The organism is Geobacter metallireducens GS-15 (assembly GCF_000012925.1).
GTDB lineage: Bacteria > Desulfobacterota > Desulfuromonadia > Geobacterales > Geobacteraceae > Geobacter > Geobacter metallireducens.
On sequence record NC_007517.1, the window covers coordinates 157322 to 173591 of the forward strand.

Here is a 16270-nt window from a genome sequence, read left to right on the forward strand (position 1 = left end):
TTTCATCGGAGAGATATTTTATGGCTGTTTCCCCCATCGTCCCGACCCCATCCACAGGGAGACGGATCAAGGAAATCCGGATAAACAAAGGACTGACTCAGAAGGAGTTTGCCGACTCCCTCGGGATCGTGCAGGGATTCCTCAGCGGCATCGAGCGGGAGAAGAAGACCCCTTCGGACACCCTCCTGATCGCCCTCTGTAATCTCTATGAAATAAGCCCGTCATGGCTCGCCTCGGGAGAGGGAGAAATGTACCGGACGCCGCGCCGCGCCGGGCAGCCCGCAACTTCTCCCGGTGGCGAAGGAATCCCGCTCCTGGAGCGGATAGGGCCAGAGTTTCCCCACCGGGTCGGGGAGGATGACATCCGTGATCGCGTGGCCCTGCCGGAGGTCAGCGAGGGATGCTACGCCATCGTCGCCTACGGTGATTTCATGGCCCCTACCATCCGGGACGGCGACCTGGTGATCTTCAGGCCCGGGGAAGAACCCCAGAACGGCGAAGTGGTCCTGGTGACCAACCGGTGGGGCGAGGCGATCCTGCGGCGGTATCGGGTCAGGAACGGCGATATCGTCTACTCCCCCGACAACGCCACCTACTCCCCCTTCACCCCCGCCCCGGAGACGCGGATCATCGGCACCGTGGCGGAGGTGTGGCGCAAGGTGAAACTATAGACGCTTTTTACCCCAAATGGGGCAGCCGTTCCCAGATTTCAGGCGGAACTCCTATTCCCCGCCAATCCGGCCATCCCGGAATTCCTCAGAAGCAACGGCACGTTATTACCTTTGGTCGTGTGTTGGCACGCTCTCTGCTCTTTCCAGGGCAAGACCAACAACCGCATAGCCACCGATAGACGATAATACTAAACCATCCGCGAGGGTGGGACGGAAAGCCTACAGGGTCTCCCCGAGACAGCCGGGTCGCCAAATATCTCAACAGGATATGCCGGCCCCGGCTTTTTTCATGACCGAAAGGGGCGTAACATGAAAGGAGGAAACACCATGACCAGCAAAATTATCGCATCTATCGCCTGTCTCGCCGCCCTGACAGGAACGGCCCACGCCGGAAACGTCGACTTCAGCATCGGGATCAACCTGGGGAACAGGCCCGTGGCGGTGTACGAACCGGTCTACGCCCCCGCCCCGCCGCCTGTCTATGCTCCCGCCCCGCCAGTCCGCTATGAGCCGGTTTACGCATCTGCTCCTCGGCCTGTCTACGTGCCGGCCCCACCACCGGTGGTAATCGCCGAGCCTCCCGAATTCGTCCTCTCCCCTTCACTCGGTTTCTACGTCGCCATAGGCACACCCTACGACCTCTTCTATGCGGGAAACCGCTACTACCTGAGCCGCAACGGCGTCTGGTACAACGGCGCCTCGTACCAGGGACCGTGGACCACGGTGACGTACCGCTCCCTGCCCCGTGAGCTGAGGCGCTACCCGGTGGCAACGATCCGCTACCAGCGGGACCGGGATTACCGCCGCTGGTGCGATGACGACCATGACCAGTGGCGCAGCTTCCGTCCTGAGAGGGAACGGCGCGAAATCCGGCAAGATGAGAAGGCACGGTGGAGGGAAGCGAAGTGGCGGGAGAAGGAGTGGCGCAAGCACGGCCGCGACCGCTGGGATGATGACGACAGGGACTGAGGGCGAATAACACAGAGCAACTGAGCAACAGAGGAATCAACCCGGTTAATTCAATTTGATGCAAAACTTTCCCGGGTGTGTTCAGAAACAGTTTTAATAGGAATTTGTCTCAGAATTTGCTCAGTTGCTTGTATGTTTCAGTAACCGGTTATATGTTCTCCAGAATTGGACACGACAGCTTGGTCGTTGCTTGGGCCAATTGAGCCCGTCACAGAGCGTAATGCGTCGTGTCCATCTTTCCTCAACCCGAACGGTTGCTTGGGCCGAAACGAGCCCGAATTTTCGCAAGAAAGGGACTGGAGAGAATATGGAACCCAATGATGCAGTTGTTGGAGTCGACGTTAGTAAAGAGCATCTTGATGTCTACCTCATGCCAACTGGTGACCAGAAAAGGGTGACTAACGATGATGCCGGTTGTGCTGAGCTGACGACGTGGCTCATTACGAACGCCCCTTGTCGGATTGTTCTCGAAGCCACCGGCGGCTTGGAGATGCTAGCTGTCAGCACCTTATCAGCAGCGGGTCTGCCAGTGGTCGTGGTTAATCCTCGGCAGGTCAGAAACTTTGCCAAAGCATGCGGGCTGCTGGCGAAGACCGATATTCTTGATGCCAAGATCATTGCCCGATTTGCCCAAGCCATCAAGCCTGAAATCAGGCCGCTCAAGGACGAGACAAGCCAAAATCTAGCAGCACTGCTGGCCCGCCGCCGGCAGTTGGTCGAGATGCTTGTGGCGGAAAAAAATCGCGTGATTTCCGCTGCACCTACGGTCCGCAAAGGCATCATGACCCATATTGCCTGGCTGACACAGCAGATCGATGACGTTGATAAAGACATCTCAACTCTTATTCAGTCCAGCGAATCCTGGAAGGCAAAAGAAGAAATCCTTACCAGTGTCAAGGGCATCGGCCCTGTGACTGCGGCCACCATACTGGCAGCACTTCCGGAGTTGGGGACCATTTCCCGACAGCAGCTTGGCGCTCTGGTCGGAGTATGCCCCTATAATCGGGACAGTGGCAAATTCCGTGGAAAGCGCGCAATCTCCGGTGGCAGAGCAACCGTGCGTTCTGTCCTGTACATGGCAACATTGTGTGCCGCCAGGTTTAACCCGGTTATAAAAGCCTTCTATCAACGCCTTACAAGCGCCGGAAAACTTCACAAAGTCGCGATCACCGCTTGCATGCGAAAACTACTCACCATCCTCAATGCCATGGTGAAAAACAACCAGAAGTGGGATCACTCGAAATTCACTCCACTTCTGCACTAATTTGTTGACTGAGAACACGGTTGCTCTGTGTTTCAAATGCTTGTTCTGATTATCGCAGGCCCGAGGGAGTTACCGGACAGGGCGCCGGACAACTCCCCTGGCCTTTTTCTTTTTGAGGCGCGCACCGGCCTTGCGGCGTTTTTCGGCCAGGGCGATGAGGATCTCGTGGCTTCCCCTCGGGTCGTCCCCTTCCCCCGGCATCCGCTGCACGGAGCTGCCGTCGGGCTGCATCTCCCAGGCGCTCCGCCGGTCGCCGAGTTGCGCGTCGAGCATGGCTCGGAGTTCCTTCCGCAGGTCCGGGGCCTCCACCGGTGCGAGGACCTCGACCCGGTATTCCAGGTTCCGCTTCATGGCGTCGGCGGAACCGATGTAGTACTCCTCGTCACCATTGTTGCGGAAGTAGTAGATCCGTGAGTGCTCCAGGAACCGTCCCACCACGCTCACCACCCGCACCGTCTCCGAGAGCCCCGGAACGCCGGGGCGCAGGCGGCAGCTGTCCCGGATGAGGAGGTCGATCCGCACCCCCTTCCGGGCCGAACGGTAGAGGGCTGCCACGATGTCGGCGTCTTCCAGGGCGTTCATTTTGAACTGGATGAGCCCCGGCGTCTTCTCCGAGTGGAGTTCCGCCTCCCGCTCGATCCTGGCCAGGAGCGCCCGCTTCAGGTGCTTCGGCGCCGGCAGCAGTTTCTGATAGTTGCGCCGGGGGGTGTAGCCGGTGGTGAGGTAGTTGAAAAGCTCGGTGGCGTCCTGGCCAATCGCCTCGTCGCTGGTGAGGAGCCCCAGGTCGGAGTAGAGCCGGGCGGTGCCGGGATGGTAGTTGCCGGTGCCGATGTGGACGTAGCGCCGCAGCCCATCGTAGTCCTGCCGCACCACGAGGATCACCTTGCAGTGGGTCTTGAGCCCCACCACGCCGTAGGTGACGTGGATCCCCGCCTCCTCCATCCGCTCCGCAAGCCGAATGTTGGCCGCCTCGTCGAAGCGGGCCTTCAACTCCACCGCCACCGCCACCTGCTTACCGTTACTCGCCGCGTTCACCAGGCAATCGATGATCCGGCTGTCGGAGGCGGTCCGGTAGAGGGTCATCTTGATGGCCCGCACCTTGGGATCCTCGCTTGCCTCGAAGAGGAAGCGCTCCACCGAGGTGGCGAAGGAGTCGTAGGGGTGCTGGAGGAGAATGGCGCCGGCGTCCCGGATCACGTGAAAGATGTTCCGGTCGGTCATGAGGCGGGGGTGGTCGACCGGGTGGTGGGACGGGTCGTGGAGCTCCGGGTAGCCGAGGCCGGCGATCTCGAACAGGTCCCGCAGGGCCAGCATCCCCTCCACCTCGAAGACGTCGGCGGCCTCGTTCAGTTCCAGCTCCGCGGCGAGCATCCCCCGGTGCACCGCCCCCATGCCGGCCACAACCTCCAGCCGCACGATGGGAGCGAAGCGCCGGTCTTGGAGTTCCGACTCGATCATGGAGAGGAGGTCGTCGGCCTGCTCCTCGTTCCGCTCGGTATTGGCGTTGCGGGTGACCCGGAAGAACTCGCAGGCCACCACCTCCATCTCCGGGAAGAGGAGGTCCAGGTTGTGCTGCATCACCTCCTCCAGGGGGACGAACCGGTCCTTGTCACCCACCCGGAGGAAACGGGGAATCCCGGTCCCCACCGGCACCTTGACCCGGGCCAGGGAGGTCTCCCGCTCCCGGGGGTAGCGGAGCGTCACCAGCAGGTTCAGGGAGAGGTTGGAGATGAAGGGGAAGGGGTGGGCGGGGTCGATGGACTGGGGGGTGACCAGGGGAAAGATGTTCCGGATGTAATAGTCGCGGAGCCCTTTCCGCTCCCGGGCCGGGATCTCGCTGTAGCCGAGGATCTGGATGCCGGCCGACCGCAGGAGCGTCAGGAGCTCGCCGAAAAGGAGCCGCTTCCGCTCCCCCAGTTCCCGCACCACGGCGTAGCACTCCTCGATCTGCTGCCGGGGGGTGCGGCCGTCCACGGTCAGGTTCTGGATGCCCGCCCCCACCTGCTGCTTGAGGCCGCCGATCCGCTTCATGAAAAACTCGTCCAGGTTGCTGCTGACGATGGCGGCAAACTTGACCCGCTCCAGAAGCGGCGTCCGCTCGTCCTCGGCCTCGTGGAGGACCCGGCGGTTGAACGCGAGCCAGGTGAGCTCCCGGTTCAGGTAGAGCTCGGGGGCGGCCAGGTCGCAGACCGACCACTCCCCGCCCGCCGCTGTTTCGGGGGCGGTTCTCTTCGGGGAGGAGGGCTTGCGGGCCATGTTACAGCCACCCCTTCTTCTTGAAGACGTAGAGGGGGAGCACGGCCGAGAGGATGATCAGCGTGAGGGCGAAGGGGTAGCCGAAGACCCATTCCAGTTCGGGCATGTGTTTGTAGTTCATGCCGTAGATGCTGGCGATCATGGTGGGCGGCAGGAAGATCACCGACATGACGGTGAAGATCTTGATGACCTTGTTCTGCTCAACACTCAGGTGGTTGAGGAAGAGGTTCTGGATGTAGTCGAGGCGCTCGAAGTTGAAGTTGGCCGAGATGACGAGGGAGTTCACGTCCTTCATCATCATGCTGAACTCCTTCTTGAGGTTCTCGGAGATGGAAGCGCTCTTCAGGAGCGACGACAGGACCCGGTGCTTGTCAGTCAGGTTCTCCCGGATGGTGATGTTGATGTCTTCGTAGTCGGTGATGTGGGAGAGGTACTCGGTCGGGTTCTCGAAGGTCTGGGGACCGCGCCGGCCAAGGCTGGCGATCCCCCGGGAGAGCGCCTCCAGGGTGTCGGCGTCCATGTCGACCCGCATGGCGAGGATCCCCGACAGGATATCGGCCCCATCCCGAAACGAACGGGGGCTGAGGCGCAGCTTGCGGGAAAACTCGGTGAAGATCCGGTGGTCGCTGAAGCGGATGGTGACCACGAACTTCCCCCGGAGAATGAAGGAGACGGTCTCGTTGTGGAACTTTTCCTCCTGGCGCACCAGGAAGTAGGTATTGATGTCGATGCCGCTTTCGTCCTCCCAGAACCGGGAGCTGAACTCGATCTCCTCCGACTCCTGGCGGGTCGGGAGCTCGATCTTCAGGCTCCGCTCCACGGTGGCGAGCTCGTCCGTGGAGGGGGAGAGGAGGTCGAGCCAGATGAGGGAGCTGACATCCAGGTCCACGAGCTCATCGGGCTCAACGGAGACCGTTCTGAATGAATCCTCCGCGCGGAGGTAGGCCTTGATCATGGAACACCATTTCCCGGTTCAAAATCGCGCCGTTGGCGCATCGAAAAAATTGTAGATGGAAGGGGAAGGACGGTCAAGGGAACATTTCCCCCATAACGTCACAGCCCGGCGATCTCCCGGGCCGCGGCCAGGAGTTCCTCCACCGTCTGCGCATCGCCGGCCTCGCTGTAGAGCCTGAGCACCGGCTCGGTCCCCGACGGACGGATCAGGAGCCAGGAGCCATCCTCAAAAATGAACTTGAAGCCGTCGCGGAAATTCTCCCGTGCCACGTTACGACCCGCAATAGAGGCAATCCCTCCCTGCTTCAGCCGGGCGATGAGGAGCTCCTTGGCGGCGTCGGCGATGGGGAGGTCAATGCGGCGGTAGCAAAAGCGGCCGATCTCGTCCATGGTCTCGTCGAGAAGCTGCCGGACTCCCTTGCCGCTCACGGCCATGGCCTCCAGGAGGAGGAGCCCCATGAGGATGCCGTCCCGCTCCGGGATGTGCCCCTTGACGCCGAGCCCCCCCGACTCCTCGCCCCCCATGAGGATGTCGTGGTCGAGCATCAGCTCGCAGATATGCTTGAAGCCGATGGGGGTCTCGTGGAGGGGGAGGCCGAACTTCTCGGCCAGAAGATCCACCATGCGGGTGGTGGAGACAGTCTTCACCACCCCGCCGGTGAGCCCCTTGCGCTCCACCAGGTGCCGGAGGATCACCGTGAAGATCCGGTGGGAGGAGAAGAACTCGCCGGTCTCGTCCACGGCGCCGATCCGGTCGGCGTCGCCGTCCAGGGCCAGGCCGATGCGGTACCGGCCGCTTGCCACCAGGGCCGCCAGCTCCGTCAGGTGCTCTTCAGTGGGCTCCGGAGGCTGTCCCCCGAAGGAAGGGTTCTCGTCGCCGTGAATCTCCCGGACCCCGGGGAGGAGCTCCGGCACGAAGCCGGCGCCGGCACCAAACATAGGGTCCACGACCACGGGGAGGTTCGCCTTCCGGATCGCCTCCAGATCCACATAACGGGCCAGCTGCCGGAAATACCCCCCTTTGGGGTCAAAGGTGGCGACACTCCCGTCGGCCAGGGCTTCGGCCAGGGGGCGGGCCTTGATCTCGCGGCCGGCGGCGTCGTTGGCGGCCACCATCTCCTCCAGGATCTTCGTGGTGGAGGGGCGGGCCGAGCCGCCAAAGGACTCCTTCACCTTGAAGCCGTTGTAAGCGGGGGGGTTGTGGCTTGCGGTGATCATGACGCCGCCGCCGGCCCCCAGCTCGTGGACCGCCCAGGAGACCGCCGGGGTCGGGGCGTAGCCTGCGGTGAGCCAGACCCGGATGCCGTTGCCGGCGGCGATCTCCGCCACCCGCTCGGCAAACTCCCGGGAAAGGAAGCGGCGGTCGTAGCCGATCACGAGCCCCCGGGGAGCGAGTCCTTCGCGGATGAGGTACTCCATGGTAGCCTGGGCCACCCGGGAGAGGTTGTCGAAGGTGAAATCCCGGGCAATAACCCCGCGCCAGCCGTCAGTTCCGAACTTTATCTGCACCGTCTCTCCTCCTGAATGTCAGTTCATGGGTAATCGTACGTAAAACTAGACAATTTTCCGCACTATCGCCCGTCAAGTCAACCTTTTGTTTATTTCTTTCACCGTCGAATTGGGGTATGGTTTTCCCTTCACCACGCCACCGAGGAGGCCCATGCCTATGTACGGACGCATCTTCACCCCCTTTGCCATCGGGGGGTTCACCATCGTGCCGGAGGATCATCCCGAGGACCCGGCAGCGGGCCTCCCCCTCATCATGGGGAAAAAAGGGGCCTTCGGCTCCGGCGAGCACGAGACCACCGCCTCCTGCCTGGAAGAGATGGAGCGAATCCCCGGCATCGCCGGCATGCGCTGCCTCGATCTCGGGAGCGGCACCGGCATCCTGGCCGTGGCCGCCATCCGCCTCGGAGCCGCCAGCGTGGTGGCGGTGGACATCGACCCAAAGGCCGCTGAATCGTGCGCCGCCAACGTGCGCCTCAACGGCATGGAGGGACGGATCTTCTCCGTCTGCGGCGAACTGGCCTCGGTGGGGCGGGAACCCTACGACCTCCTCCTGGCCAACATCTACGCCGACATCCACCTGGCCCTGGCCCACGAGATGGTGGGGCTCGTGCGCCCCGGCGGGTGGCTCATCCTCTCCGGCATTCCGCTTCAGGACAAGTTCGACATCCAGCGCCGCTTCCGGAACCTGGGATGCATCGAGCACGACTGGCAAATCCTGGAGGAATACGTCACCATCGTCCTGCGCAAGCCTGACGCGGAAGGCGATGAAATGATTGACGAGAAGGCTGCATCCTCATTATAATTCAGCGGTTTGATTATCGACTCGGAGGAGTGACACTATGTTCAAACGGATTATCCTGGCCCTGACAATCTGCGGTCTTTTCAGCGTGCTTCTCATCGCCGGCAATGCCGATGCCGCGGCAAAGGCCGAAAAGGCCAAGAACCCCGTGGTTCTCATGGAGACGACCCTCGGTCCCGTGAAGATCGAGCTCTACCCCGACAAGGCGCCGGTATCGGTGAAGAACTTCCTCGACTACGTGAACAGCGGCTTCTACAACGGCACCATCTTCCACCGGGTCATCCCCGGCTTCATGGCCCAGGGGGGCGGCTTCACCGCCGACCGGAAGCAGAAGGAAACGAAGGCCCCCATCAAGAACGAAGCCGCTAACGGCCTCAAGAACGACCGGGGGACCATCGCCATGGCCCGCACCGCCAACCCCGACAGCGCCACGGCCCAGTTCTTCATCAACGTGGTGAACAACGACGGTCTCAACCGCCCGAACCCGGACGGCTTCGGCTACGCCGTCTTCGGCAAGGTGGTCGAAGGGATGGACGTGGTGGACAAAATCGTCGCCACCCCCACCCAGCGCCTCAACATGGTCTTTGCCAACCTCCCGGTGACGCCGGTGGTCATCACGTCGATGAAGGCCGTCAAATAACGGGGCAGGCAACACGCACGTTTCACAAGAGGGCGTCCTGACGGGCGCCCTTTTTTGTGGTATATCCTCCTGTGTCCGCAACAAACCATGACGCGAGGTATGCCATGAGACAGCGCTTCCTTCCCCTACTCGCCCTCCTCTCCCTTCTCCTCCCCCTTCCCGCACCCGCCGCCCCCACCGTTTCCACGGTGGCGGACCAGACGGGCATCGCCCTCACCATCTACAACCGGAACCTCGGCCTCGTGAAGGACCGTCGGGAGATCCGCCTCGCCCCGGGAAACGGCGAGCTCCGCTTCATGGACGTGGCGGCCCAGATCATCCCCACCAGCGTCTCCATCGCCTCCCTCGCCGGCGGGGAACTCCAGGTCCTGGAGCAGAACTACGAGTATGACCTCCTCTCACCCCAGAAGCTCATGGACAAGTACGTGGGGAAGGAGGTGAAGCTCCACCAGAAGAACCCTTACACCGAGCGGGAAGAGGTGGTGACCGCCACGCTCCTCTCCAATAACGGCGGGCCGGTCTACCGCATCGGCGACGAGATCACCTTCGGCCACCCCGGACGCCTGATCTTTCCCGGGGTCCCCGACGACCTCATCGCCCGGCCGACCCTGGTCTGGCTCCTGGAGGGAGCTGCAGTCGAGAAGCGGACCATCGAGGCCTCCTACCTCACCGGCGGCATCTCCTGGCGGGCCGACTACGTGGTGACCCTGAGCGAGAAGGACGACCAGGCGAACCTTGCCGGCTGGGTCACCATCGACAACCGGAGCGGCGCCGCCTACCGCAATGCCACCCTCAAGCTCGTGGCCGGCGACGTGAACCGGGTGCAGGAGCAGTCCACCCGCTTCGCCAAGTCCGTGCGGGCCGAAGCCATGGCACCCGCTCCCCAGTTCCAGGAGGAGGCCTTCTTCGAGTACCACCTCTATACCCTCCAGCGCCCCTCCACCATCAAGGAGAACCAGACCAAGCAGATCAATCTGGTGACCGCCGATGCCGTGCCGGTGAAGAAGGAATTCCTCCTGAAGGGGGAGAGTTTCTACTACCAGAGCCCCGCCGGCGAGGTCGAGAAGCAGAAGGTGGGGGTCTTCGTGGAGATGGAGAACCGGAAGGAGCACAACCTGGGGATGCCGCTCCCCAAGGGGATCGTGCGGGTCTACAAGCGGGATGCCGGGGGAAGCCTCCAGTTCGTGGGGGAGGACACCATCGACCACACCCCGGAGAAGGAGACGGTGCGGGTGAAGCTGGGGGACGCCTTCGACGTGGTGGGGGAGCGGAAGCAGACCGAGTGGCGGAAGGTGGCCAGCGACACCTACGAGTCGGCCTTTGAGATAAGGCTTCGCAACCACAAGAAGGAGGATATCACCGTGAAGGTGGTGGAGCCGGTCCCCGGCGACTGGCAGATGCTCTCCTCATCCCACCCCCACGAGAAGGGGGACGCCTTCAGCGCCGTGTTCAAGGTGCCGGTGCCCAAGGACGGGGAGGCGACCCTCGTCTACCGGGTGCGGATGCGGTACTGAAAAAACCTATCAGCGGCAGGAGACCGGCTCGTAGTTCCCGTCGTAGACCCCGACGCATTTCATGATGCCGTTGGATGCGGGCCGTCCCCCCGTGAGGCGTGAATTCGCCACGAGGGTGGTGGCGCCGACATCGGTGAAGAGGGTGGTGAGGGAGGCGTTAACCGAGGTCCCCTCCACGGTCACTGTGCCGGAATAGTAGCTGTAGATGCCGTTTCCAGCCTTGATGGCCGAGTTTCTGACAATGGGGGAGGAGTGGAGGTTGAAGACGCCGAAGGCCGTGTCGCTCCCCCCGGCCAAGACGGTCACGTCCGCGATAACCGGCGCCGCCATGAGGTTGTAGATGCCGTAGGCCCCCTTGCCACCCTCGGCGCTGACGGTCACGTGGGCGATGCGCGGCGCGGCGCTCCCGTTGAAGATGCCGACGATGGTCCCCTCGGTGCCGCTGGCCTGCACGGTGAGGTTCCGCAGTTCGGCCATGGACGCCCCGGCCACTACGCCGGCATCGGCGGCGTTCCCCCGCAGCCGGGTAGTCAGCTCGCCGGAGCCTTCGATGTCCACGTAGGACTTCATGACGAGGGTGTCGATTCCGAGGTCATAGGTGCCGGGCATGATTTTCACCAGGTAGGGTTTATCGGCGGATGCGTCGGTGATTGAATTGAGGGCGTCGATGGGATTGGTGAAATCACCGCCGCTCAGGGCCACGGTGATGAGTTCGGCGGGCCTTCTGAGAAGCCCTTCGTGGGTATGGTCGCCGGCGGCAACCGTGCCGGGGGCGGTCCCCACGGGAAGACGGGCGGCGTCAATGGTCCCCTGGACGATGTCGGCAGCGTCGTGGCCGTGGCGGCCGATCTTGTGGCCGGCGATGGGTCCGGCGATCTTGGCGTCGGTGACGGCGCCGTCGGCGAGCTTCGGCGTGGTCACCGCACCGAAGCCGAGTTTCTCGTCGGTGACGGCGCCGTCGACGATCTTGCTGTTGGTAACGGCGCCGGGGACGATGGCCCGGTAGGTGACGGCTCCGTCGGCGAGCTTCGGCGCGGTCACCGCACCGTCATCGATTCCGGCGGCGAAGACCCCGCTCCCCGCTCCCCACGCCGCTAGTGCCGCGACCGTGACCACTGCCGTCCTGATTCCCTGTCCCATCCATATCCTCCCCATGTATTCCGAAACGGGCCATGCATCCGGCAGAGCCGGCTTTTGCCGCCAGGCTATCCATCTTACCACAACAATCCTTCGCCGCAACGGCTATTTACGCCGTTCGCCGCTCCCGCCGCACCGCCAGGAGCATGACGTTCCCCGCGGTGAAGAGAAGCGCGCCGGCCAGGGCCCACCCCGCGCCCGGTTCCCGGTGGATCTCCACATAGGCGGTTGGGTACGGGAACGGCGCCGCCTGCTTCAGGTAGATGCCGACCCCGTCATGGAACAGGGGTTCGTTGGGCCGCACCGTCACCGGCGTTGATCTTCCCTGCTCCACGACCCGCATCCGGGCCCGGTAATCGAGCGGCATCCCCCGGGGATCGGTTTCCACCTCGATGGCGTCAACCATGACGAAACTCCCGCCGGGAAAGCGGAGGTTGGACCCCTCGAAGAGCTGCATCGCCTGTTTCTCCCCCCCTTTGGCGCTCAGAAGGTGGGCCAGAACGATGAGGAGGAACCCCGCGTGCATGAGCTGGGGTGCCAGGAGAGCCAGGAGTCCGCTCTTGCCGTAGCGCTTCCGGATCGCCTCCACGCTGCACAAGAGCGTGTTCACCACCATGAGGGCCAGCAGGACCAGAGTCCCCCAGAGCCACCAGGAGGCGGAGAAGGGGGCCGCGCCAAGCCAGACGAAGAGGGGCATTTCGTTCAGGGACGCTGCGTCCTCTCCACCAAACGACCCTGCTGCCAGAAAGGCCATGACTCCCCCCATGAGCCAGAGACCGAGGGAGAGGGAGGCCAAAAATTCGTAGATTCTCTTGATCATCGCGAAAAACCCGATGTGATCGCAGGGATCACCAATGCAATAACGGGGCCACTAAATATGATACGCGGCATACCCTCTCCTGAATCCGTGACGGATAGCGCGCCGACGGAGCGACTGTGCCCGAGCGCCAGCCGCTGTATGCGAAATGGAGCGTCCAGTGGCCTGTTTGTTTGAACCCAACAGGGTGAGTTACAGGCCGCTAGCGAAATGAGCTGTACAGCGGCGGTGCGAGCGGCACTCGGAGCGAAATGGTGCGGTAGCCGTCGCGGATTCAGGCCTTTTAGAAACTGTGGGAGCTCTTCATCAGGATGCTCACTCCCAGGTAGGTGAAGAGCGCGACCGCGAACCCGACGATGCCGCTCCAGGCCAGGGCCTTGTCACCCCCCGTCCCCCGGAGTCGCAGATGGAGCCAGAAGGTATAGAATATCCAGAGGATGGAGGTCCAGAACTCCTTCGGGGTCCAGAGCCAGTAGGTCCCCCAGGCGAAGTACCCCCAGATCCCCCCCGATACCATGGATGCGGAGAAAAAGGTGTACCCCACCAGCGCGGCCCGGTACTGGAGGTCAAGAATCCGCCGCTCCCCGCCGGCCAGGAAGATGCCCCCGAGGACCGCGCCGATGGCGAAGAGGGCGTAGGAGAAAAAGGCCAGCGCCACGTGGAGCTCGAACCAGAGGGTGCGGAGAACGGGGGGAAGCGGCATGGCGAAGGCGGGAAAGAGCAGGGCCATGAGCCCGAAGAGGGCCGCGGCGCACCCCATTCCCCAGGAAAAGAAAGATTGTTGCCGCAGCGCGGGCGACAAGAGGAACGGCAGCGCCATGAGGCCGATGGAGACGGAGAAGAACGCGAGGGTGTCGTGGGGCCCCACCAGGGGGAGCCGCCCCAGCTCGATCCCCCGGACTGCCAAGTAGGCCGCGCCGGCCGCGAGCCCCGCCGCGAAGAAGGGGCGGCGGAAGGCGCCGAAGAGGTAAAGTCCTGCCGAAAGAATGAGGAGCCATTTCATAGGGTTCGGCTATAGCACATTCGCCGGGAGAAGGGAAGCCGCAGAACGCTTGGCGGGCCGAACGCAACCTGTGCTTTCCGCGCTTTTTGACCTGCGTCAAGGAAGTGGTAAACTCTGTCGGTGGAATGCCGCCGGCAATTCAACCCATCCGGCGAGCGAAGGAGGAGAAAGATGAAAGGACTCATCGTGCGGTACGGCATGGTTGCCGTCGTGGCCGTCCTCGGGATCGCAGCATCCCTGGGGCTGCGGGCGGCGCCGACGGAAGCGGCCCAGAAGTCGAAGTGCATCAGCTGTCACGAGAAGGTGACGCCGGGGGTGGTGACCCAGTTCCTCTCCGGCAAGATGGGCAAGACCCTGGACTGCTCCACCTGCCACGGCTCCGACCACCAGACAGAGAAGGACGTGGCAAAGGTGAAGCTTCCCACCCCCGAAACCTGTGCCCAGTGCCACGAGAAACGGGTCAAGGAATACCGCGAAGGGAAGCACGCCCTGGCTTGGGTCTCCATGAAGGCGATGCCAATGATCAACCACCAGCCATCGTCTGTGGGTGGCGGCGACCTCAAGGGGTGCTCGGCCTGCCACAAAGTCGGCGAAAAGCCCATGGCCGACCTCACCCGCTACGGCACTGGAGCCTGCGACTCGTGCCACACCCGTCACTCCTTCTCGGTGAAGGAAGCCAGAGACCCTCGGGCCTGCCGCACCTGCCACATGGGCTTCGACCATCCGCAGTGGGAGATGTGGCAAACCTCCAAGCACGGCACCATCTGGGAGATCGAGCCGACCACCGGTCGCGCCCCCACCTGCCAGACCTGCCACATGCCCGACGGCAGTCACGGGGTCATGACTGCCTGGGGCTTCCTGGCGCTGCGGGTTCCCGAGGACGACAAAGAGTGGTGGGACAATCGCGTGACCATCCTCAAGGCCATCGGTGTTCTTGACGAGAAAGGGCAGCCCACCGAACGTTTCGAGGCGGTGAAGGCAGCCAAGATAGCCCGGCTCACCAAGGAGGACTTCGATAAGGAACGGAAAAAGATGATCGACGTCTGCTCCAAGTGCCACTCCAGGAGCTACGCCGAGGCCAACTTGAAGGCGGGCGACGACATCATCCGCGAGGTGGACAAGATCTTCGCCGACTCCATCCGGACCGTGAAGGCCCTCTACGACGACGGCATACTCAAAAAGCCGGCCGACTGGAAGTACGCCCCTGATCTCCTCCAGTTCTACGAGGCGAAGAGCGCCGCCGAGCAGGAACTCTACCTGATCTTCCTGGAATACCGGCAGCGGGCCTTCCAGGGGGCCTTCCACGCAAACCCCGACTACATGCACTGGTACGGCTGGGCCAAGGTGAAGGAGGCCTCCGCCAGGATCAAGGAGGACGCGGAACGCCTGAGGGCCGAGGCGAAAAAGCACTGATCCGCGGCCATGATGTTGAAACGGGAGGCGGGGCGAAAGCCCCGTCTCTTTTTAGTTTCCGGTGGTGGAGGCCGGTTCGCGGAAAGCGAAAGGGGTGGTCTTCGGGGGCCGCTTCTGCTATAAAGCGAAAATCTGAAGCAAAGATTTTATCCGAGATCGAATCAGGAGGAAGCGATGAAACGGATCATTCAGTGGATCTGCCTGGCGGCCCTGGCCCTTGCCGCCTTCGGTTGCGCCCACGACCCCTTCAACATCCCCCGGGCAGACTACGAGCAGAAGGTGAAGGTTCTCGGCGTGGCTCCCATCTTCATGGACGCCGATTCCGACATCCGGCACCCGGAGAAGGATACCCTCGTTACCCTGGTGCGGGAGTACAACCGGAAGAACGAGAAGGAACTGGCGGAGATGATCAAGGAATCCGGGGCCTACTTCTCGGTCCGCTTCCTGGATGCCGCCGCCCCCGACGAACTCTACCGCACACTTCTCCTGCGGGCCGAGCGCCGCGACGACGCCGGCGTGGTCTACAACAAGCAGTTCTTCAAGCCCGAGGAAATCAGGACCCTGGTCACCCAGAACAACGTGGACGCGGTGCTCCTGGTGACGGTGAGCGGCCTCACCATGCGGGACCGGATCTTCTCCAGCAACCTGGTCAAATACCTCGATTCCGATTACAACGTCCTCTCCGCCTCCGCCCAGATCCTCGACGCCAACGGCGCCACCCTCTGGGAGTACCCCAACTTCCGGGCCGGCAGCCCCTCCACGCCGGTCCTCGCCGAACTCCAGTACCCCGACTTCGACGAAGGGGCCGCCAACATGGATGAGCGGATCAACGTGAAGTTCAAGACCATCCCCGGACTCACCCGTTACCTGGGGAAAAAGGAGAAAGACCTCCTCTTCCGGGAGCGGAAGGCCACGGTCCCCTACTACCATCTCTTCGACGAGATGGTGGAACTCCTGAAGCCACCCATCAAGCTCTTTGGAGACGAGAAAAAGGGGGGCTCCGCACCGCAACCGGCCTCCTACCAGCCCCAGCCGGCGTCGCAGCCGTCCTACCAGCCTGCACCCCAACCGGCGCCGGCATCCAAGGCGGCACCGGCTCCCGCGGCACAGCCGGTTCCCGCGCCGCAACCGGAATCCGTGGCGGTGCCGGAGCCGACGCCGATCCGCGAAGTCCCTATCGACGCAAAGCCGGTGCAGTAACAGACAACTGGCATGAGCAGCACGAAGCCCGAGCCCGAAAGGTTCGGGCTTTTTGCTGCCGGTTGCTCAACGGCAATCCTCGTTTACACTACAGAGACAGGGTCACAAATCTCCCCGTAAACGG

At 62.8% G+C, this 16270-nt stretch carries 14 protein-coding genes and 1 riboswitch; of the genes, 8 read left to right on the forward strand and 6 right to left on the reverse strand.

What is annotated here, in order from left to right:
* Positions 1 to 20 precede the first annotated feature (20 nt).
* From GMET_RS00655 to GMET_RS00665, 3 genes are all read left to right on the forward strand, one after another.
* Complete coding sequence (locus GMET_RS00655) at positions 21 to 671, forward strand: LexA family protein (protein ID WP_004514135.1); 651 nt, start codon at positions 21 to 23, stop codon at positions 669 to 671.
* Positions 672 to 848: 177 nt separating this feature from the next.
* Positions 849 to 925, forward strand: a riboswitch (cyclic di-GMP riboswitch).
* 73 nt (positions 926 to 998) lie between these two features.
* Complete coding sequence (locus tag GMET_RS00660) at positions 999 to 1640, forward strand: YXWGXW repeat-containing protein (RefSeq protein WP_004514136.1); 642 nt, start codon at positions 999 to 1001, stop codon at positions 1638 to 1640.
* A 307-nt stretch (positions 1641 to 1947) separates the two neighbouring features.
* Positions 1948 to 2904, forward strand: coding sequence for an IS110-like element ISGme8 family transposase (locus GMET_RS00665; protein WP_004513407.1), 957 nt, complete (start codon positions 1948 to 1950; stop codon positions 2902 to 2904).
* 69 nt (positions 2905 to 2973) lie between these two features.
* Here GMET_RS00665 and ppk1 read toward each other — a convergent pair whose 3' ends face one another.
* The 3 genes from ppk1 to GMET_RS00680 form a co-directional block, all read right to left on the reverse strand.
* Positions 2974 to 5160, reverse strand: coding sequence for a polyphosphate kinase 1 (ppk1, locus tag GMET_RS00670; protein ID WP_004512718.1), 2187 nt, complete (start codon positions 5158 to 5160; stop codon positions 2974 to 2976).
* Position 5161: 1 nt separating this feature from the next.
* The gene (corA, locus tag GMET_RS00675) at positions 5162 to 6115 is read right to left on the reverse strand and encodes a magnesium/cobalt transporter CorA (RefSeq protein WP_004512719.1); all 954 of its coding nucleotides are present in this window, start codon (positions 6113 to 6115) and stop codon (positions 5162 to 5164) included.
* Positions 6116 to 6213: 98 nt separating this feature from the next.
* The gene (locus tag GMET_RS00680) at positions 6214 to 7623 is read right to left on the reverse strand and encodes a phosphoglucomutase/phosphomannomutase family protein (RefSeq protein WP_004512720.1); all 1410 of its coding nucleotides are present in this window, start codon (positions 7621 to 7623) and stop codon (positions 6214 to 6216) included.
* A 157-nt stretch (positions 7624 to 7780) separates the two neighbouring features.
* Between GMET_RS00680 and GMET_RS00685 the strand changes: the two genes are divergently transcribed.
* The 3 genes from GMET_RS00685 to GMET_RS00695 all read left to right on the forward strand — a co-directional run bounded on the left by GMET_RS00685 (position 7781) and on the right by GMET_RS00695 (position 10576).
* A complete protein-coding gene (locus GMET_RS00685) occupies positions 7781 to 8425 on the forward strand; it encodes a 50S ribosomal protein L11 methyltransferase (RefSeq protein ID WP_004512721.1) in 645 nt (214 codons plus the stop codon).
* A 37-nt stretch (positions 8426 to 8462) separates the two neighbouring features.
* Entirely contained in the window at positions 8463 to 9062 is a 600-nt protein-coding gene (locus GMET_RS00690; protein WP_004512722.1) for a peptidylprolyl isomerase, read from the forward strand.
* Between the two features lie 104 nt (positions 9063 to 9166).
* The gene (locus GMET_RS00695) at positions 9167 to 10576 is read left to right on the forward strand and encodes a DUF4139 domain-containing protein (RefSeq protein ID WP_004512723.1); all 1410 of its coding nucleotides are present in this window, start codon (positions 9167 to 9169) and stop codon (positions 10574 to 10576) included.
* Positions 10577 to 10585: 9 nt separating this feature from the next.
* Here the strand turns inward: GMET_RS00695 and GMET_RS00700 are convergent, their stop codons facing one another.
* From GMET_RS00700 to GMET_RS00710, 3 genes are all read right to left on the reverse strand, one after another.
* Positions 10586 to 11716 (reverse strand): hypothetical protein, encoded by a 1131-nt coding sequence (locus tag GMET_RS00700; RefSeq protein ID WP_004512724.1) that lies wholly within the window; start codon positions 11714 to 11716, stop codon positions 10586 to 10588.
* A 106-nt stretch (positions 11717 to 11822) separates the two neighbouring features.
* Positions 11823 to 12533 (reverse strand): cytochrome c biogenesis protein ResB, encoded by a 711-nt coding sequence (locus GMET_RS00705; protein WP_004512725.1) that lies wholly within the window; start codon positions 12531 to 12533, stop codon positions 11823 to 11825.
* A gap of 280 nt (positions 12534 to 12813) precedes the next feature.
* Positions 12814 to 13533 (reverse strand): cytochrome c biogenesis protein, encoded by a 720-nt coding sequence (locus GMET_RS00710; protein ID WP_004512726.1) that lies wholly within the window; start codon positions 13531 to 13533, stop codon positions 12814 to 12816.
* A 171-nt stretch (positions 13534 to 13704) separates the two neighbouring features.
* Between GMET_RS00710 and GMET_RS00715 the strand changes: the two genes are divergently transcribed.
* Positions 13705 to 14946, forward strand: coding sequence for a multiheme c-type cytochrome (locus GMET_RS00715; protein WP_004512727.1), 1242 nt, complete (start codon positions 13705 to 13707; stop codon positions 14944 to 14946).
* A gap of 174 nt (positions 14947 to 15120) precedes the next feature.
* Positions 15121 to 16146: a hypothetical protein gene (locus GMET_RS00720; RefSeq protein WP_004512728.1), complete on the forward strand. Its 1026-nt coding sequence runs from the start codon at positions 15121 to 15123 to the stop codon at positions 16144 to 16146.
* Positions 16147 to 16270: the final 124 nt, after the last annotated feature.